This is a genomic window from Escherichia sp. WS1368 (assembly GCF_046487485.1).
GTDB lineage: Bacteria > Pseudomonadota > Gammaproteobacteria > Enterobacterales > Enterobacteriaceae > Escherichia > Escherichia coli.
Genome location: NZ_JBJQJI010000001.1, coordinates 1 through 18850, shown reverse-complemented (window position 1 = coordinate 18850; position 18850 = coordinate 1). Strand labels below are relative to the sequence as shown.

General features: G+C 51.0%; 20 protein-coding genes. 9 read left to right on the top strand and 11 right to left on the bottom strand.

The window, feature by feature from the left end; translation table 11 throughout:
* Positions 1-51: 51 nt before the first annotated feature.
* The 5 genes from rseC to rseD are packed head-to-tail and all read right to left on the bottom strand — an operon-like array spanning position 52 to position 2894.
* Positions 52-531, bottom strand: a complete 480-nt coding sequence (gene rseC / locus ACJHYD_RS00100; protein WP_000589046.1) for a SoxR-reducing system protein RseC — start codon at positions 529-531, stop codon at positions 52-54.
* A complete protein-coding gene (gene rseB / locus ACJHYD_RS00095; protein WP_000812053.1) occupies positions 528-1484 on the bottom strand; it encodes a sigma-E factor regulatory protein RseB in 957 nt (318 codons plus the stop codon). Before rseB ends, rseC begins: the two co-directional genes overlap by 4 nt.
* Positions 1484-2134 carry an anti-sigma-E factor RseA gene (gene rseA, locus ACJHYD_RS00090; RefSeq protein ID WP_001168459.1) on the bottom strand — a complete coding sequence of 217 codons (651 nt, stop codon included), beginning with the start codon at positions 2132-2134 and terminating at the stop codon, positions 1484-1486. Before rseA ends, rseB begins: the two co-directional genes overlap by 1 nt.
* A gap of 32 nt (positions 2135-2166) precedes the next feature.
* The gene (gene rpoE, locus ACJHYD_RS00085; RefSeq protein ID WP_001295364.1) at positions 2167-2742 is read right to left on the bottom strand and encodes an RNA polymerase sigma factor RpoE; all 576 of its coding nucleotides are present in this window, start codon (positions 2740-2742) and stop codon (positions 2167-2169) included.
* Complete coding sequence (gene rseD, locus ACJHYD_RS00080; protein WP_001303621.1) at positions 2739-2894, bottom strand: rpoE leader peptide RseD; 156 nt, start codon at positions 2892-2894, stop codon at positions 2739-2741. The genes rpoE and rseD overlap by 4 nt, the downstream gene beginning before the upstream one ends.
* Before the next feature lie 255 nt (positions 2895-3149).
* On the opposite strand from rseD, the gene nadB reads away from it, so the two are divergent.
* The gene (gene nadB / locus ACJHYD_RS00075) at positions 3150-4772 is read left to right on the top strand and encodes an L-aspartate oxidase (RefSeq protein WP_001551512.1); all 1623 of its coding nucleotides are present in this window, start codon (positions 3150-3152) and stop codon (positions 4770-4772) included.
* Here nadB and trmN read toward each other — a convergent pair.
* The gene (gene trmN / locus ACJHYD_RS00070) at positions 4757-5494 is read right to left on the bottom strand and encodes a tRNA(1)(Val) (adenine(37)-N(6))-methyltransferase TrmN (protein WP_001469536.1); all 738 of its coding nucleotides are present in this window, start codon (positions 5492-5494) and stop codon (positions 4757-4759) included. The two genes, nadB and trmN, sit on opposite strands and share 16 nt — an antisense overlap.
* Before the next feature lie 131 nt (positions 5495-5625).
* Here trmN and srmB point away from each other — a divergent pair, with 131 nt between their 5' ends.
* Entirely contained in the window at positions 5626-6960 is a 1335-nt protein-coding gene (srmB, locus tag ACJHYD_RS00065) for an ATP-dependent RNA helicase SrmB (RefSeq protein WP_000219193.1), read from the top strand.
* 32 nt (positions 6961-6992) lie between these two features.
* Here the strand turns inward: srmB and ACJHYD_RS00060 are convergent, their stop codons facing one another.
* Positions 6993-7874, bottom strand: a complete 882-nt coding sequence (locus ACJHYD_RS00060; protein WP_220412347.1) for a LysR family transcriptional regulator — start codon at positions 7872-7874, stop codon at positions 6993-6995.
* Between the two features lie 102 nt (positions 7875-7976).
* On the opposite strand from ACJHYD_RS00060, the gene eamB reads away from it, so the two are divergent.
* The gene (eamB, locus tag ACJHYD_RS00055) at positions 7977-8564 is read left to right on the top strand and encodes a cysteine/O-acetylserine transporter (RefSeq protein ID WP_001521088.1); all 588 of its coding nucleotides are present in this window, start codon (positions 7977-7979) and stop codon (positions 8562-8564) included.
* A 61-nt stretch (positions 8565-8625) separates the two neighbouring features.
* Here eamB and grcA read toward each other — a convergent pair whose 3' ends face one another.
* Complete coding sequence (gene grcA, locus ACJHYD_RS00050) at positions 8626-9009, bottom strand: autonomous glycyl radical cofactor GrcA (RefSeq protein WP_000627804.1); 384 nt, start codon at positions 9007-9009, stop codon at positions 8626-8628.
* 304 nt (positions 9010-9313) lie between these two features.
* Here grcA and ung point away from each other — a divergent pair, with 304 nt between their 5' ends.
* Positions 9314-10003, top strand: a complete 690-nt coding sequence (ung, locus tag ACJHYD_RS00045) for a uracil-DNA glycosylase (protein WP_001262721.1) — start codon at positions 9314-9316, stop codon at positions 10001-10003.
* Between the two features lie 47 nt (positions 10004-10050).
* On the opposite strand, the gene ACJHYD_RS00040 is transcribed toward ung, so the two are convergent.
* Complete coding sequence (locus ACJHYD_RS00040; protein ID WP_001521090.1) at positions 10051-11088, bottom strand: tRNA/rRNA methyltransferase; 1038 nt, start codon at positions 11086-11088, stop codon at positions 10051-10053.
* Between the two features lie 206 nt (positions 11089-11294).
* Between ACJHYD_RS00040 and trxC the strand changes: the two genes are divergently transcribed.
* From trxC to ACJHYD_RS00015, 5 genes are all read left to right on the top strand, one after another.
* Positions 11295-11714 (top strand): thioredoxin TrxC, encoded by a 420-nt coding sequence (trxC, locus tag ACJHYD_RS00035; protein ID WP_001098726.1) that lies wholly within the window; start codon positions 11295-11297, stop codon positions 11712-11714.
* 68 nt (positions 11715-11782) lie between these two features.
* Positions 11783-12481, top strand: a complete 699-nt coding sequence (tapT, locus tag ACJHYD_RS00030) for a tRNA-uridine aminocarboxypropyltransferase (RefSeq protein WP_001308860.1) — start codon at positions 11783-11785, stop codon at positions 12479-12481.
* Positions 12482-12512: 31 nt separating this feature from the next.
* Positions 12513-15173: a peptidyl-lysine N-acetyltransferase PatZ gene (patZ, locus tag ACJHYD_RS00025; RefSeq protein ID WP_001521091.1), complete on the top strand. Its 2661-nt coding sequence runs from the start codon at positions 12513-12515 to the stop codon at positions 15171-15173.
* Positions 15174-15286: 113 nt separating this feature from the next.
* Entirely contained in the window at positions 15287-16642 is a 1356-nt protein-coding gene (pssA, locus tag ACJHYD_RS00020; RefSeq protein WP_000949265.1) for a CDP-diacylglycerol--serine O-phosphatidyltransferase, read from the top strand.
* A gap of 45 nt (positions 16643-16687) precedes the next feature.
* The gene (locus ACJHYD_RS00015) at positions 16688-17011 is read left to right on the top strand and encodes a YfiM family lipoprotein (RefSeq protein ID WP_001696047.1); all 324 of its coding nucleotides are present in this window, start codon (positions 16688-16690) and stop codon (positions 17009-17011) included.
* On the opposite strand, the gene kgtP is transcribed toward ACJHYD_RS00015, so the two are convergent.
* Together kgtP and ACJHYD_RS00005 are read right to left on the bottom strand one after the other, a co-directional pair.
* Complete coding sequence (kgtP, locus tag ACJHYD_RS00010) at positions 17008-18306, bottom strand: alpha-ketoglutarate permease (protein ID WP_000841103.1); 1299 nt, start codon at positions 18304-18306, stop codon at positions 17008-17010. The two genes, ACJHYD_RS00015 and kgtP, sit on opposite strands and share 4 nt — an antisense overlap.
* Positions 18307-18614: 308 nt before the next feature.
* On the bottom strand, positions 18615-18850 hold a 236-nt coding region (locus ACJHYD_RS00005; protein WP_149858641.1), incomplete at its 5' end, for an IS3 family transposase.

The window sequence follows — 18850 nt, the reverse complement described above, 5'->3', positions numbered from 1 at the left end:
TCTGGAAACGTCCTCGCATTTGTTATGCAAAATGCAACAAAGCCAGTGAAATCACTGGCTCGCGTCTTCCGAAGATGTTTCAAATCGCACAAGGCCAGGCGGCAAGGCCACGCTTAAGATGATCGGTTGCCATTCAGACCGGGCAGCAAACTTTCGAGAGCAGCCACGTGCAATCAGGAATCCACCAACGCCACCGAGAATCGCACCGCATAATGCTGCAATATCTGAAGCAAAGAGTAGCTGAAATAGTGAAGCGATGAGGAATAGTCCCATCAACGGCGACATATAAACCAGTAATGCGGAGCTAAGCAGGCTGCCTTCGGCGATTCCTAATTCTACTTTTTGCCCCGGCACTAACGGCTCATCACAGGGTACGACAATGGTATGCGTGGTTTGCGGGCCAAGTTTATTCAACACGCGGCTACCGCAACCGGCGCGTGAAGCGCAGCTGCTGCATGAGGCTTTAACATCACAACTAACCAGCGCCTGCCCGTTTTCCCAGGAGATGACGGTAGCCCACTCTTTGATCATTGCGCTGCCCCGAACTTAATATTCTCGGCAATGCGTTTCGCCGTTTGCGGCGGCAGTTCACCGACAATGGTGATTTCGGCGTTATCACGTACGCTTGTACTGACGGTTCTGCGTCCGGTGCGCAACATCTGATCGGTGCTCGATGGCGTAGCGCGGTTAACGTTTACCGAAAAGCTGAATAATCCGTCGGAATAGAGACGTGATTCGATAGGCATGTTGTCCATCGTCGGTAGCGGACGTCGACTACTGGAAACTTCGCTAAAACCCTGTGGCAACCAGGTTGGCGTCCAGCTGAATTTAGCTTTTTCACCTACAGGAACAGAAAGCAACGGCGGCAAATTTGCCTTCGCCAACGTCTGCATACTGCTGCTGATATCCTGATTGACATTAAAAGCAATCACGCGAAATTGTTCCAGCGTTTCACCATCGCGATCAAGGAGATCAACCCGCATCGGTAATTTCGATTCGGTGTCCATCCACACGATGTAGCTGTAGCGTGTACCATCTCGGGCAACCACACGAATGACTTCGCAAAGACGATCAGCAATACGCGTGCGCCCGACGGAGATAAAGTCGTAGTAAGGAGAAAGGCGTTTGAAATCGGTATAGATGAGCGATGGTAGAGAATCAACAATGTAATCGCCATTAAGCGTGAACGGTTCAAGTCCCGGTTCAAAATAGCTGATTTCATTGCCGCGCTGTACCACTTCCCGGCGCGGGCCATCCATTTGCAACAATTGTGCAAGAGGACGGTTATCGAGGCGTGCATGTCGATAACGCAGAGACTCAACACCCTGTTTATTGATGCTGATGAATGACAGCTCGTAATTCAGTGACTGACTGGCCAGGTTCATCTGCTGTAATAACGCCCCGGACGCGGGAGTGGCCGAGGCGTTAGCAGAGAATAACAGGCTACCTGTCACTAATGACATGGCAAACCAAAGTTGCTTCATTACTGCGATTGCGTTCCTAAAGTTTGAATTCCTGGCACCTGTACAGCGGCTTGCTGAGTTTGCGCCTGCTCAAACTGAAGCTGTTCAGAGTGGAGTCGGCGTTGCAGTTCGTAATCCTGCAACATTGCATTAATGCGACGACGCTGCTCCTGTACCTGCTGCTGTTGACCATTATTTGCGGTCGCTTCAGAAGGTACTCCCAAGCTAACCGGGCTGGCTTTACCCATCATCGGCAGTGTATTAAATACCGGCGTTTCGGGCTGCTGGGACGTTTCAGATTGTCCATTATAGTGCTGGACCCCAACGATAACTGCAAGCGATACGCATGCTGCTACGCCCATTTGGGTAAGCTGTGCCGCCCACGGACGTACTTTCTGCCAGAATGGCATTTTCTGCCATTGATGCGGCGCAGGCTGGGCTTCCGGGATCAATGTCGCCGGTTGACGTACTGGCTCTTCTTCAATGGCGGCCATCACGCGTGAAGAGATATCGAAATGGAGCACCTCGGGAGTATCACCCCGCATTGAGTCACGGATTAAGTGATAGCTTTCCCAGGTTTTCTGCATTTCTGGGTTATGAGCCAGTTCGTTAAGCAGCTCACTATCCAGCGTTTCGCCATCCATTAAAGCGGAAAGTTGTTCTTTCTGCATGCCTAATACCCTTATCCAGTATCCCGCTATCGTCAACGCCTGATAAGCGGTTGAACTTTGTTATCAATAGCTTCCCTCGCTCGGAAGATACGTGAACGCACCGTACCTACCGGACAATCCATGATAGCGGCTATCTCTTCATAGCTCAGGCCATCCAGCTCCCGCAAGGTTATTGCCATGCGTAAATCTTCCGGGAGGGACTCAATAGTTCGGAAAACTATCTGTCTCAGTTCTTCTGACAACATTAAGTTCTCAGGGTTCGAAATTTCTTTCAACGCGCCGCCACTTTCGAAGTTTTCAGCTTCAATGGCATCCACATCACTGGAAGGTGGACGACGCCCCTGAGCAACCAGGTAATTTTTCGCTGTATTTACAGCAATCCGATACAGCCATGTATAAAAAGCGCTATCTCCCCGGAACGAATCCAGCGCACGATAGGCTTTAATAAAAGCTTCTTGTACCACATCGGGAACATCACCCGACGGCACATAGCGGGAAACCAGACTCGCCACTTTATGCTGATAGCGCACTACCAGTAAGTTAAAGGCTTTCTGATCTCCCTTCTGGACCCGTTCAACCAGGACCTGGTCCGTTAACTGCTCGCTCATCCGAGGTAAAGTCTCCCCAAACCAAATTTCCACGCGCTATCGAAACGCCACTCCATTAGCTGCAATTTGAGCAAGCAAAGGGTTAGAGTGTCTCGTTTTTGTAAAGTTCCGTAACGCATCTGTTTTTGTTTGTCATGCTGTAGACGGATCATTATCTATCATTATAAGTCTACAGAATCTGAACATCGCATTATCTGTGTAGAAATGCCCATTTAACTGCCTGAAGAGTAACCCAACGGCCTTTTTATTTCACCACCTAATCCTCCACCAGCCAGTAACTTCTCTTTTTCTCGCCGCCCTGCGTCAGCGTGTTTAGCCACTGTAACAAATATTAAAATAGCAGGTGTTTAATCGCACAACATGATGCTATGCTGACCAAACCGTGTTTAGTAAATTAAACAAAGAAAATGAATACTCTCCCTGATCATTCATGTGACGTGTTGATTATCGGTAGCGGCGCAGCCGGACTTTCACTGGCGCTGCGCCTGGCTGATCAGCATCAGGTCATCGTTCTAAGTAAAGGCCCGGTAACGGAAGGTTCAACATTTTATGCCCAGGGCGGTATTGCCGCCGTGTTTGATGAAACTGACAGCATTGACTCGCATGTGGAAGACACATTGATTGCCGGGGGTGGTATTTGCGATCGCCATGCAGTTGAATTTGTCGCCAGCAATGCACGATCCTGTGTGCAATGGCTAATCGACCAGGGGGTGTTGTTTGATACCCACATTCAGCCAAATGGCGCAGAAAGCTACCATCTGACCCGTGAAGGTGGACATAGTCACCGTCGTATTCTTCATGCCGCCGACGCCACCGGTAGAGAAGTAGAAACCACGCTGGTGAGCAAGGCGCTGAACCATCCGAATATTTGCGTGCTGGAGCGCAGCAACGCGGTTGATCTAATTGTCTCTGACAAAATTGGCCTGCCGGGCACGCGACGAGTTGTAGGCGCGTGGGTATGGAACCGAAATAAAGAAACGGTTGAAACCTGCCACGCAAAAGCGGTGGTGCTGGCAACCGGCGGTGCGTCGAAGGTTTATCAGTACACCACCAATCCGGATATTTCTTCTGGCGATGGCATTGCTATGGCGTGGCGCGCAGGCTGCCGGGTTGCCAATCTCGAATTTAATCAGTTCCACCCTACCGCGCTGTATCACCCACAGGCACGCAATTTCCTGTTAACAGAAGCACTGCGCGGCGAAGGCGCTTATCTCAAGCGCCCGGACGGTACGCGTTTTATGCCCGATTTTGATGAGCGCGGCGAACTGGCCCCGCGCGATATTGTCGCCCGCGCCATTGACCATGAAATGAAACGCCTCGGCGCGGATTGTATGTATCTCGACATCAGCCATAAGCCTGCCGATTTTATTCGCCAGCATTTCCCGATGATCTATGAAAAATTGCTCGGGCTGGGGATTGATCTCACACAAGAACCGGTACCGATTGTGCCTGCTGCACACTATACCTGCGGTGGTGTGATGGTGGATGATCATGGGCGTACGGACGTCGAGGGCTTGTATGCCATTGGCGAGGTGAGTTATACCGGCTTACACGGCGCTAACCGCATGGCCTCGAATTCATTGCTGGAGTGTCTGGTCTATGGCTGGTCGGCGGCAGAAGATATCACCAGACGTATGCCTTATGCCCACGGCGTCAGTACGTTACCACCGTGGGATGAAAGCCGCGTTGAGAACCCTGACGAACGGGTAGTAATTCAGCATAACTGGCACGAGCTACGCCTGTTTATGTGGGATTACGTCGGCATTGTGCGCACAACGAAGCGCCTTGAACGCGCCCTGCGGCGGATAACCATGCTCCAACAAGAAATAGACGAATATTACGCCCATTTCCGCGTCTCAAATAATTTGCTGGAGCTGCGTAATCTGGTACAGGTTGCCGAGTTGATTGTTCGCTGTGCAATGATGCGTAAAGAGAGTCGGGGGTTGCATTTCACGCTGGATTATCCGGAACTGCTCACCCATTCCGGTCCGTCGATCCTTTCCCCCGGCAATCATTACATAAACAGATAAAAAGCCTGGGTCAGCGCCGTATACGCTTCGGAATAGTTCTGGTCTGGCCCACGAATGACTAAGCGATCGCTAAAGCATTCTCCCGCCTGCGGGGAGAATGCCAGCAGCACCCGATGCGGCAGTCGCGCTTCGTTTTCCGCCACATCCGTCCGCAAACGTAAATGCCAGCCCATACTTAATGCCAGTTCAGTAAAACCATTACCAATCTGCTCTGGCAGCACCACGCAGAAAAATCCCTCTTCGGTAATGCACTCCGCCGCACAGGTCAGCAACGATGGGTGATCAAGCGTAGTGGTATAGCGAGCCTGTTCCCGTTGAGGTGTCGAGCACTCTACTCCCTGCTGATAGTAAGGTGGGTTACTGATGATTAAATCGAAGCGTACTGTCTGCTGTGTGATCCACTGCTGAATATCCGCCGTATGGACGTTAATCCGCTTTGCCCACGGGGACTGGTTGATATTTTCCTGTGCCTGCGCGGCAGCTTCACTTTCCAGTTCAACTGCATCAATCATTACGCTGTCATCGGTTCGCTGCGCCAGCATTAATGCCAGCAACCCGCTACCCGCGCCGATATCAAGGCAACGTTTTACCCCAGCCACCGGTGCCCATGCGCCCAGCAAAATGCCATCCGTTCCCACTTTCATCGCACAACGATCGTGAGCAACAAAAAACTGTTTAAAAGTAAATCCATTACGACGAAGCACGGATGTAGACTGTGACATGAAAATAAAACCTTGCAGGAAAAACGGCGATAGCACCGGGTGAGAACAATACCCGAGAAGCGATATCCATACAAACAGATGAAGATTGCAGCCGTAACGTCTATAATCAGCGCCCCACACAGAGGTAGAACATGACTGTAACGACTTTTTCCGAACTTGAACTCGACGAAAGCCTGCTGGAAGCCCTCCAGGATAAAGGTTTCACTCGCCCGACCGCCATTCAGGCTGCCGCCATTCCGCCTGCGCTCGATGGCCGTGATGTACTCGGTTCTGCGCCGACAGGCACCGGTAAAACGGCGGCGTATCTGCTGCCAGCGTTGCAGCACCTGCTCGATTTCCCACGTAAGAAATCCGGTCCGCCGCGTATTTTGATCCTCACCCCAACTCGCGAGCTGGCGATGCAGGTGGCCGATCATGCCCGCGAACTGGCGAAACATACGCATCTGGATATTGCCACCATCACCGGCGGCGTAGCCTATATGAACCACGCGGAAGTGTTCAGCGAAAATCAGGACATCGTGGTCGCCACGACCGGACGTCTGCTGCAATACATAAAAGAAGAGAACTTCGATTGCCGCGCGGTTGAAACGCTGATCCTCGACGAAGCAGACCGTATGCTGGATATGGGCTTCGCTCAGGATATCGAACATATTGCTGGCGAAACGCGCTGGCGTAAACAGACCCTGCTCTTTTCGGCAACTCTGGAAGGCGATGCGATTCAGGACTTTGCCGAGCGTCTGCTGGAAGATCCGGTGGAGGTTTCTGCCAATCCGTCCACACGTGAGCGCAAAAAAATTCATCAGTGGTATTACCGCGCCGATGACCTGGAACATAAAACCGCATTGCTGGTGCATCTGTTAAAACAGCCGGAAGCGACCCGCTCAATTGTGTTTGTGCGTAAGCGTGAGCGTGTGCATGAGCTGGCAAACTGGCTGCGCGAAGCGGGCATCAACAACTGCTATCTCGAAGGTGAGATGGTACAGGGCAAGCGTAACGAAGCGATCAAGCGTTTGACCGAAGGTCGCGTAAACGTACTGGTTGCCACCGATGTTGCCGCGCGCGGTATCGACATTCCTGACGTCAGCCACGTCTTTAACTTCGATATGCCGCGCAGTGGCGATACTTATTTGCACCGTATCGGACGTACCGCGCGCGCCGGTCGTAAAGGCACCGCAATTTCGCTGGTAGAAGCCCATGACCATCTGCTGCTGGGCAAAGTTGGTCGCTATATTGAAGAGCCAATTAAAGCTCGTGTAATTGATGAGTTACGCCCGAAAACGCGTGCGCCAAGCGAGAAGCAGACCGGCAAGCCATCGAAGAAAGTACTGGCAAAACGCGCCGAGAAGAAAAAAGCTAAAGAGAAAGAGAAGCCGCGGGTGAAAAAACGCCATCGCGACACCAAAAATATTGGTAAGCGCCGTAAACCGAGCGGAACGGGCGTGCCACCGCAAACGACAGAAGAGTAATCTCAATGCCGGGTTTAAGCCCGGCATTATTTTTATCCCGGCAAAAAACACTCTTCAACACACTGAATAAAAATGTGCATCGCCGGGCTAACCGCTTTTCCGGCATGGTGAGCGCACATTGCCGTAATGGTCTGCGACTGTTCGCCAAAAGGCAATTCGATTAATTCGCCACTCGCAAGTTCATTTGCCACTGTAAAGCGCGGCAGGTAACTGACCCCGATATTTGCCGCGACACAACGCTTGATGCTTTCGATACTTATAAGCTCAATGGTGTTTTCCACCGTGATCCGTCGCTGGCGCAGCGTACTTTCAAATAGCTGGCGAAAGACACATTGCGGTTCATTGATAATAAAACTACAGGCGTTATGTCTTCCCGGCTCAGTAAAATCGACATCTTTAATTTGCGGTGAAGCCACCAGCACCAGTGATTGTTCACCCAACTCTCGTCGGTTCAGAGCATCATCATTCCCTACGCGGTAAAAGACGCCGACATCAGCCTCATCATTCAGTAGCGCATCACGGATCACGTAACAGTTCAGAGACTGCAACGATAAACGCACTTTTGGTGCGCGTTGCCGAAAACACTGCAACACCTGCGGCATTCGGTAAGAAAGCAACGTTTCGCCTGAAACAACGCGTAGTTCCCCGTCCGGATCCGACTCTTTTTTGGCAGCCTCACGAAGGGTATCCATCACTCTGGTGAGTTCATAGATGTGCGGCAGCAGCTTTTTTCCTTCGCGGGTAAGGCACATTCGTCGACCAATTTTCTCAAATAACTGGACTGAGAACTCCTGCTCAAGCTGCTGAATATGAAAAGTCACCGTCGATTGTGTGCAGCACAATTTTTGCGAAGCTCGCAAAAAGGACCCCTCTTCCACCACGGTTTTAAGCGTAATAAAACGGCGCAGATCCATAACCCCAAACCTATCGAAAATATCGAATTTAGAATGTAAAAACATTCATTTTTTTAAATGTTCCGTGTCGGGTACTGTCTACCAAAACAGAGGAGATAACAAGTGACACCGACCCTTTTAAGTGCTTTTTGGACTTACACCCTGATTACCGCCATGACGCCAGGACCGAACAATATTCTCGCCCTTAGCTCAGCTACAACGCACGGATTTCGTCAGAGTACTCGCGTGCTGGCAGGGATGAGTCTGGGATTTTTAATCGTCATGTTGCTATGCGTGGGAATTTCGTTTTCACTGGCTGTTATCGACCCGGCAGCAGTGCATCTGTTGAGCTGGGCAGGAGCGGCATATATTGTCTGGCTGGCATGGAAAATCGCTACCAGTCCAACAAAGGAAGACGGACTTCAGGCAAAACCAATCAGCTTTTGGGCCAGCTTTGCTTTGCAGTTTGTGAACGTCAAAATCATTTTGTATGGCGTTACGGCACTGTCGACGTTTGTCCTGCCGCAAACGCAGGCGCTAAGCTGGGTAGTTGGCGTCAGCGTTTTGCTGGCGATGATTGGGACGTTTGGCAATGTGTGCTGGGCGCTGGCGGGGCATCTGTTTCAGCGATTGTTTCGCCAGTATGGTCGCCCGTTAAATATCGTGCTGGCGCTGTTGCTGGTCTATTGTGCGGTACGCATTTTCTATTGAAAGACAAAAAGAAAAGCGGAAGAGGTCACCCTCTTCCGCTTAATAACTTGCTACTTAAGCCTTACAGGCTTTCAGTAAAGGTACGAGCGATAACGTCGCGCTGCTGTTCCGGAGTCAGAGAGTTAAAGCGAACTGCATAACCGGATACACGGATGGTCAGCTGCGGATATTTTTCCGGATGCTTAACTGCATCTTCCAGAGTTTCACGACGCAGAACGTTAACGTTCAGGTGTTGACCACCTTCAACGCGAACTTCTGGTTTCACTTCTACTGGAACTTCACGGTATTCAATATCACCCAGTTTGCTTACTGCAACCACTTCGTCTTCTGCAAAACCTGCTTTCGCAACGATGCAACGCGCTTCGCCTTTTTCGCTGTCCAGCAGCCAGAAAGAGTTCAGCAGATCGTCGTTAGCGGCTTTAGTAATCTGGATACCTGTAATCATGTGATGCCTCCCCGGCAAAATTATTTGATTTGTTCAGCCTGTCGCGGCCAATTGGTAAAACCATTGTTGCTTGAGTGTATATATACTCCTCAAACACCCTTGAATCTTTGATTTAAATCAATAAAAACCACACATCAAGTATGGTTGCAAATGGATTTTATTGTTTTACATCAACTTATGCAGGTGTGAAATTTTACCAATTTACATTTTTTTGCACTCGTTTAAGTCTAAAAAATGAGCATGATTTTGTTCTGTAGAAAGAAGCAGTTAAGCTAGGCGGATTGAAGATTCGCGGGAGAGCGAGATGGCAAACGAATTAACCTGGCATGACGTGCTGGCTGAAGAGAAGCAACAACCCTATTTTCTTAATACCCTACAGACCGTCGCCAGCGAGCGGCAGTCCGGCGTCACTATCTATCCGCCACAAAAGGATGTCTTTAACGCGTTCCGCTTTACAGAGTTGGGTGACGTTAAAGTGGTGATTCTCGGCCAGGATCCTTATCACGGACCGGGACAGGCGCATGGTCTGGCATTTTCCGTTCGCCCCGGCATTGCGACACCGCCGTCACTGCTGAATATGTATAAAGAGCTGGAAAATACTATTCCCGGTTTCACCCGCCCTAATCATGGTTATCTTGAAAGCTGGGCGCGTCAGGGCGTTCTGCTACTCAATACTGTGTTGACGGTTCGCGCAGGTCAGGCGCATTCCCACGCCAGCCTCGGCTGGGAGACCTTCACCGATAAAGTCATCAGCCTGATTAACCAGCATCGCGAAGGCGTGGTGTTTTTGTTGTGGGGCTCACATGCGCAAAAGAAAGGGGCGATTATTGATAAGCAACGCCATCACGTACTGAAAGCGCCGCATCCATCACCGCTTTCTGCGCATCGTGGGTTCTTTGGCTGCAACCATTTTGTGCTGGCAAATCAGTGGCTGGAACAACGTGGCGAGAAACCGATTGACTGGATGCCAGTATTACCGGCAGAGAGTGAGTAAATTTGCAGGAAAACGCCGGATGGCAGCGTTGCCACCCGGCTGATTTATCAGGCTTTATTCTGACGCCACCATTCACCAAGCAAAACGCCAGTTGCGACAGAGATATTTAGCCCGGCAACGTTGCCAGTACCGTCAATCTTCACGCGCAGATCGTTTGGATCGCGTGCGGCATCCGGTAACCCTTCATATTCCTGACCCAGCACCAGTACCATTTTCGCTGGCAGACTGGTTTTGAACAGCGGTTTCCCCTGCTCGCTGGAAGTGGTCACTACGGTGTAACCTGCCTGACGGAAATCATCCAGCACGTTAACAATGTTGTCGCCAGTAATCGGCTGAACGTGCTCTGCGCCGCCTTCTGCGGTACGGATAGCCGCCCCCGACTCCAGCAGTGCCTCATCCTGCACCACAACGCCTTTCACGCCGAAGTGCGCACAGCTGCGCATCATGCCACCCAGGTTATGCGGGTTAGATTCGTTTTCCAGTGCCAGAACGCAATCCTGCGCGCCTGCCTGGCTTACCCACTGCTGCACGGTTGTACCGTTACGCTTTTTGATCAGGAAGCAAACGCCGCCGTGATGTTCCGTGCCTGACGCTTTTGTCAGTTCCGCTTCATCTACCACATGGTACGCTTTGCGGTTTGCTGCCATCCAGCGCAAGGCTTCTTTAAAACGCGGCGTTACACTCTGGATAAACCAGGCGCGAACAATCGCTTCCGGACGGCTCTGGAACAGTGCCTGACAGGCATTTTCGCCGTAGACGCGGGTTTCTTCCGCACGCTGACGACGCAAAACTTCCGGATCAATAAAACTTTTACCACTGATGCCACCGTGATCGGCCTTTTCCGGCGTCTCATCACCCGGCGCGCGGGAAACCGTGCGCCACGGCGAATCTTCCCACTTGCGGTCACGGGGGTGACTCTGTTTGTCATCGCGGGCGGGGCGACGGCCACCGTCAGCACGAGATTTTCCTGGACGCCCGCCCCCTTTCCCGGTACGCGGGTTGTGGGTACGTTTATCAGAATCATCATCACTGCGGACATACATCACTTTGACCTTGCCGCTTTTACCTTTCATTTCATCGTTCATGCTTTTCTCCACCAGCGCTGCGCGAAGCGCGCAGATTACCCGAAGTCCGCGCGGTTCGCCATGATTTCGTACCAAAGCCTGCGACTATCATACCTATTGAATAAAACAGATTGTTGTCTGGAACAATGTCCCCGATAATATGTAACATATTAGAAACATACCGGCGTCGTTGCCGATAAGTCTCCTTACTCATCCCGAGGTTAGTTATGAATACCGTTTGTACCCATTGTCAGGCCATCAATCGCATTCCCGACGATCGGATCGAAGATGCGGCAAAATGCGGACGCTGCGGTCACGACTTGTTTGACGGAGAGGTGATTAATGCGACCGGTGAAACGCTCGACAAATTGCTGAAAGATGATCTACCTGTGGTGATCGACTTCTGGGCACCGTGGTGCGGCCCCTGCCGTAATTTCGCACCAATTTTTGAAGATGTCGCGCAAGAGCGTAGCGGTAAAGTGCGCTTTGTGAAAGTGAATACCGAAGCTGAACGTGAATTGAGCAGTCGCTTTGGAATTCGTAGTATACCGACGATCATGATTTTCAAAAACGGTCAGGTTGTCGACATGCTTAATGGCGCAGTACCGAAAGCGCCGTTTGATAGCTGGCTGAACGAATCTCTTTAATCTTACCGGGGCGCATCTTGTGCCCCGTTTTCTCCTCTGCGACAATGGCGTTTTTTCGACGCTCTCTTATGACCGAAAACGCTGTTCTCCAGTTACGCGCCGAGCGTATTGCGCGCGCAACACGTCCTTTTCTTGCCCGCGGTAATCGCGTTCGTCGCTGCCAACGCTGTCTTTTGCCAGAGAAATTATGTCTCTGTTCGACAATTACCCCAGCACAAGCAAAAAGTCGCTTCTGTTTGCTGATGTTCGACACCGAGCCAATGAAGCCCAGTAATACCGGGCGTCTGATTGCTGATATTTTGCCTGATACCGTTGCGTTTCAATGGTCGCGTACCGAACCCTCGCTAGATTTGCTGGATCTGGTACAAAACCCGGACTATCAGCCAATGGTGGTCTTTCCCGCCTCGTATGCTGATGAGCAACGGGAAGTGATCTTCACACCACCTGCCGGTAAGCCTCCGCTATTTATCATGCTCGATGGTACCTGGCCTGAAGCTCGCAAGATGTTTCGTAAAAGTCCGTATCTGGATAATCTTCCCGTCATTTCCGTCGATCTTTCCCGGCTTTCTGCCTATCGCCTGCGTGAAGCCCAGGCTGAAGGCCAATATTGTACTGCCGAGGTAGCCATCGCACTGTTAGATATGGCCGGCGATACCGGGGCGGCGGCAGGGTTAGGCGAGCATTTTACCCGCTTTAAAACACGCTATCTGGCAGGAAAAACGCAACATCTGGGTAGCATCACAGCAGAACAGTTAGAAAGCGTTTAAAATCATTCGGTCACTTCTGCGGGAGACCGGTATGAGTCAGCGAGGACTGGAAGCACTACTGCGACCAAAATCGATTGCGGTAATTGGCGCATCGATGAAACCCAATCGCGCAGGTTACCTGATGATGCGTAACCTGCTGGCGGGAGGCTTTAACGGACCGGTACTCCCGGTGACGCCTGCCTGGAAAGCGGTGTTGGGTGTGTTGGCCTGGCCGGATATTGCCAGCTTGCCCTTTACACCCGACCTTGCGGTTTTATGTACCAATGCCAGCCGTAATCTTGCTCTTCTGGAAGAGCTCGGCGAGAAAGGCTGTAAAACCTGCATTATTCTTTCCGCCCCGGCATCGCAACACGAAGATCTCCGCGCCTGCGCCCTGCGCCATAACATGCGCCTGCTAGGACCAAACAGTCTGGGTTTACTGGCTCCCTGGCAAGGTCTAAATGCCAGCTTTTCACCTGTGCCGATTAAACGCGGCAAACTGGCGTTTATTTCGCAATCGGCTGCCGTCTCCAACACCATCCTCGACTGGGCGCAACAGCGTGAGATGGGCTTTTCCTACTTTATTGCGCTCGGCGACAGCCTGGATATCGACGTTGATGAATTGCTCGACTATCTGGCGCGCGACAGTAAAACCAGCGCCATCCTGCTCTATCTCGAACAGTTAAGCGACGCGCGACGCTTTGTTTCGGCGGCCCGTAGTGCCTCTCGCAATAAACCGATTCTGGTGATTAAAAGCGGACGTAGCCCGGCGGCTCAACGTCTGTTGAACACCACGGCAGGAATGGATCCGGCGTGGGATGCGGCTATTCAGCGTGCCGGTTTGTTGCGGGTACAGGATACTCACGAGCTGTTTTCGGCAGTGGAAACCCTCAGCCATATGCGCCCACTGCGTGGCGACCGGCTGATGATTATCAGCAACGGTGCTGCGCCTGCCGCGCTGGCGCTGGATGCCTTATGGTCACGCAATGGCAAGCTGGCAACGCTAAGCGAAGAAACCTGCCAGAAACTGCGCGATGCACTGCCAGAACATGTGGCAATCTCTAACCCGCTCGATCTACGCGATGACGCCAGCAGCGAGCATTATGTCAAAACGCTGGACATTCTGCTCCACAGCCAGGATTTTGATGCGCTGATGGTTATTCATTCGCCCAGCGCCGCTGCTCCCGCAACAGAAAGCGCGCAAGTATTAATTGAAGCGGTAAAGCATCATCCCCGCAGCAAGTATGTTTCTCTGCTGACGAACTGGTGTGGCGAACATTCCTCGCAAGAGGCACGACGATTATTCAGCGAAGCCGGGCTGCCGACCTACCGTACCCCGGAAGGAACCATCACTGCTTTTATGCATATGGTGGAGTACCGGCGTAATCAGAAGCAACTACGCGAAACGCCGGCGTTGCCCAGCAATCTGACCTCCAATACCGCAGAAGCGCATCTTCTGTTGCAACAGGCGATTGCCGAAGGAGCAACGTCACTCGATACCCATGAAGTTCAGCCCATCCTGCAAGCATATGGCATGAACACGCTCCCCACCTGGATTGCCAGCGATAGCACCGAAGCGGTGCATATTGCCGAACAGATTGGTTATCCGGTGGCGCTGAAATTGCGTTCGCCGGATATTCCACATAAATCGGAAGTTCAGGGCGTAATGCTCTACCTGCGTACAGCTAATGAAGTCCAGCAAGCGGCAAACGCTATTTTCGATCGCGTAAAAATGGCCTGGCCGCAGGCGCGGATCCACGGCCTGTTGGTGCAAAGTATGGCTAACCGTGCTGGCGCTCAGGAGTTGCGGGTTGTGGTTGAGCACGATCCGGTTTTCGGGCCGTTGATCATGCTGGGCGAAGGCGGTGTGGAGTGGCGTCCTGAAGATCAAGCCGTCGTCGCACTACCGCCGCTGAACATGAACCTGGCCCGCTATCTGGTTATTCAGGGGATCAAAAGTAAAAAGATTCGTGCGCGCAGTGCGCTACGCCCATTAGATGTTGCAGGCTTGAGCCAGCTTCTGGTGCAGGTTTCTAACTTGATTGTCGATTGCCCGGAAATTCAGCGTCTGGATATTCATCCTTTGCTGGCTTCTGGCAGTGAATTTACCGCGCTGGATGTCACGCTGGATATCGCGCCGTTTGAAGGCGATAACGAGAGTCGGCTGGCAGTGCGCCCTTATCCGCATCAGCTGGAAGAATGGGTAGAATTGAAAAACGGTGAACGCTGCTTGTTCCGCCCGATTTTGCCAGAAGATGAGCCACAACTTCAGCAATTCATTTCGCGAGTCACCAAAGAAGATCTTTATTACCGCTACTTTAGCGAGATCAACGAATTTACCCATGAAGATTTAGCCAACATGACGCAGATCGACTACGATCGGGAAATGGCATTTGTAGCGGTACGACGTATTGATCAAACGGAAGAGATCCTTGGCGTCACGCGTGCGATCTCCGACCCTGATAACATCGATGCCGAATTTGCCGTGCTGGTTCGCTCGGATCTCAAAGGGTTAGGCTTAGGTCGACGCTTAATGGAAAAGTTGATTACCTATACGCGAGATCACGGACTGCAACGTCTGAATGGTATTACGATGCCAAACAATCGTGGCATGGTGGCGCTGGCCCGCAAGCTCGGGTTTAACGTTGATATCCAGCTCGAAGAGGGGATCGTTGGGCTTACGCTAAATCTTGCCCAGCGCGAGGAATCATGAGTAAGGTACTGGAAATGTTGACCACTTAATCGGGACTGGTGTTATTATTGCCCGCTTATGTCGTCTGCATTGCACAGAGGACCCTTCAATGAACAGAGAAGAAATGCACTGTGATGTTGTCAAAATTTAAGCGTAATAAACATCAACAACACCTTGCCCAACTACCCAAGATTTCTCAATCAGTTGATGATGTCGATTTCTTTTACGCTCCCGCCGACTTCCGGGAGACGCTGCTGGAAAAAATAGCCAGCGCGAAGCAGCGCATTTGCATTGTCGCCCTGTATCTCGAACAGGATGACGGTGGCAAAGGCATTCTGAACGCGTTGTATGAGGCTAAAAGGCAGCGTCCGGAACTGGATGTGCGGGTGCTGGTCGACTGGCATCGTGCACAACGTGGACGCATTGGCGCTGCGGCATCTAACACTAACGCTGACTGGTACTGCCGCATGGCGCAGGAAAATCCGGGCGTAGATGTTCCGGTTTATGGCGTTCCAATCAATACCCGTGAAGCCCTTGGTGTTCTGCACTTTAAAGGCTTTATCATCGACGATAGCGTACTTTATAGCGGTGCCAGCCTGAACGATGTTTACCTGCATCAGCACGATAAATATCGCTACGACCGTTATCATCTTATCCGTAACCGTAAGATGTCAGACATTATGTTTGAATGGGTTACACAGAATATTATGAATGGCCGCGGCGTTAATCGTCTGGATGATGTTAATCGGCCAAAAAGCCCGGAAATCAAGAACGATATTCGTCTGTTCCGCCAGGAGCTGCGTGATGCCGCTTATCATTTCCAGGGCGATGCCGACAACGATCAGCTTTCCGTAACGCCGTTGGTAGGTCTGGGGAAATCGAGTCTGTTGAACAAGACCATTTTCCATCTTATGCCTTGTGCCGAGCAGAAACTAACCATCTGCACACCTTACTTCAACCTGCCAGCAATCCTTGTGCGCAATATTATCCAGTTGCTGCGCGAAGGGAAAAAGGTCGAAATTATTGTTGGTGATAAAACCGCGAATGACTTCTACATTCCGGAAGATGAACCTTTCAAGATAATTGGCGCATTGCCTTATCTCTATGAGATCAATCTGCGTCGTTTCCTGAGCCGTTTGCAGTATTACGTCAACACTGACCAGTTAGTGGTTCGGTTATGGAAAGATGACGACAACACCTATCACCTGAAAGGGATGTGGGTTGATGATAAGTGGATGTTGATCACTGGTAATAACCTGAACCCGCGCGCCTGGCGTCTGGATCTGGAAAACGCTATTTTGATCCACGATCCGCAACTGGAGCTTGCGCCACAGCGAGAGAAAGAACTGGAGCTGATCCGCGAGCATACCACCATCGTTAAGCACTATCGCGACCTGCAAAGTATTGCCGATTATCCGGTGAAGGTTCGTAAACTCATCCGTCGTTTGCGCCGTATCCGCATCGACCGATTAATTAGCCGCATCCTGTAATCACAACCCCGTCCTGTACGGGGTTTGTTTTTTGGAGGCCACGTTTTGCGTATTCTTTTTGTCTGTTCGCTATTATTACTTTCTGGATGCAGCCATATGGCTAACGATAGCTGGAGCGGGCAGGATAAAGCTCAACACTTTATCGCCTCGGCGATGCTTTCCGCCGCCGGAAATGAATATGCACAGCATCAGGGGATGAGTCGCGATCGCAGTGCCACTTTCGGGCTGATGTTCTCTGTTGGGCTGGGGGCGTCAAAAGAACTTTGGGATAGCCGCCCCGAGGGGAGCGGCTGGAGCTGGAAAGATTTTACCTGGGATGTCGCCGGTGCAACTACTGGCTATACCGTCTGGCAACTGACCCGTCACTAAAGACGCATCCCCTTCCCTTTGCGATGTAGCATCAAAGAAACCAGAAACGCCACCACGGCCATCAAGGTCACATACCAGAAGAAGGCTGTTTCCATTCCTATTGATTTCAGCGACAACGCTACGTACTCCGCCGAACCACCAAATATAGCATTGGCGACCGCATATGACAGACCAACACCTAATGCACGAACCTGTGCCGGGAACATCTCAGCCTTCAGTATTCCACTGATTGAAGTATAAAAACTCACGATCAGCAGGGCACACATCACCAGACCAAAAGCGGCATAAGGCGAGGAAACGTTTTGCAATGCTGAGAGAATAGGAACGGTAAAAATGGCTGCCAGAGAACCGAAACATAACATTGAGGTACGACGACCAATCTTATCCGACAGCGCGCCAATGAGTGGTTGAATAAGCATGAATACAAACAATGCGGCAGTCATAATGCCACTCGCCACGTTGGCATGCATTCCCGCAGTATTTACCAGATACTTCTGCATATAAGTGGTGAAGGTATAGAAACAAAGGGAGCCCGCAGCGGTAAAACCGAGAACCATGATGAATGCACGGCGATTGCGCCATAATCCTTTCAGAGATCCAGCTTCTTTTAAAGCGCGTGTTTCTTGTTGTGAAGTTTCATCTAACTGACGACGTAACCACAACGCCACAACAGCTAACACAGCTCCTAACGCGAAAGGAATACGCCATCCCCACTCTCTGAGTGCAGCGTCTTCCATGGTGTGTTGTAAAACCACGACAACCAGTAGAGCTAGCAGTTGCCCGCCGATCAACGTCACATACTGAAATGATGCGTAAAAACCTTTGCGCCCTTCAACGGCAACTTCACTCATATAGGTGGCGCTGGTGCCATATTCTCCGCCAACGGATAATCCCTGGAATAAACGAGCAAGAAGCAATAATGCCGGAGCCCAGGTACCGATTGTTTCGTAGCCTGGCAAACAGGCGATAACCAGTGAGCCGAAACACATCATACACACCGATAACAGCATCGATTTTTTGCGACCATGTTTATCGGCTATGCGGCCAAATAGCCAACCGCCTATTGGGCGCATCAGAAATCCCGCAGCAAAAACACCTGCTGTTTGCAGTAGTTGAGTCGTCGTGTTCCCGGAAGGGAAGAAGATGTGAGCGAAGTAGAGTGAACAGAACGAGTAGACATAGAAATCGAACCACTCGACCAGATTACCTGAAGAGGCCCCCACAATTGCCCAAATGCGGCGACGAGTATCACTACTTGTCAGTTTGCTGTCTGCCGTTACAGTACTTTCAGCCATGCCATTATGTCTCCTGCCGTAATCCGATGCTTTTGTCGGTCGCTTTTGTTTATTTCTTTTGGTAAAGAAAATGTTATACATTTGTTGCATATCATCATGCAACCTTAACCACGAATTTAGTTAGCAGGAAAATGGTTATTGAGGAGCTTAAGGATAAATTTCTGGTAAGGAGGACACGTATGGAGGTGGGCAAGTTGGGGAAGCCGTATTCGCTGGCGTATGTGGAGGAATAAGCTGCCCCCTATCGTGCCTGCGTAAGCTGGATAAGACGCGCCATGAACTGAACCCCAAAACCTGGACAGTTTCAGTTAACCGGCTTTTTGATACTCAGTCCGGTATTCTACCGGGCTGAGTCCCCCAAGACTGAGTTTTATTCTTTTTTGATTCCAGTAAGTTATGTATTCGTTAACGGCATTTTCCAGCTCTTCTACACTTCTGTAGTCCCGGCGATAGTAAATTTCTTCTTTCAGGTGACCAAAGAAATTCTCCATTACCGCATTATCAAGACAGTTGCCCTTGCGCGACATGCTCTGCACTAACCCTT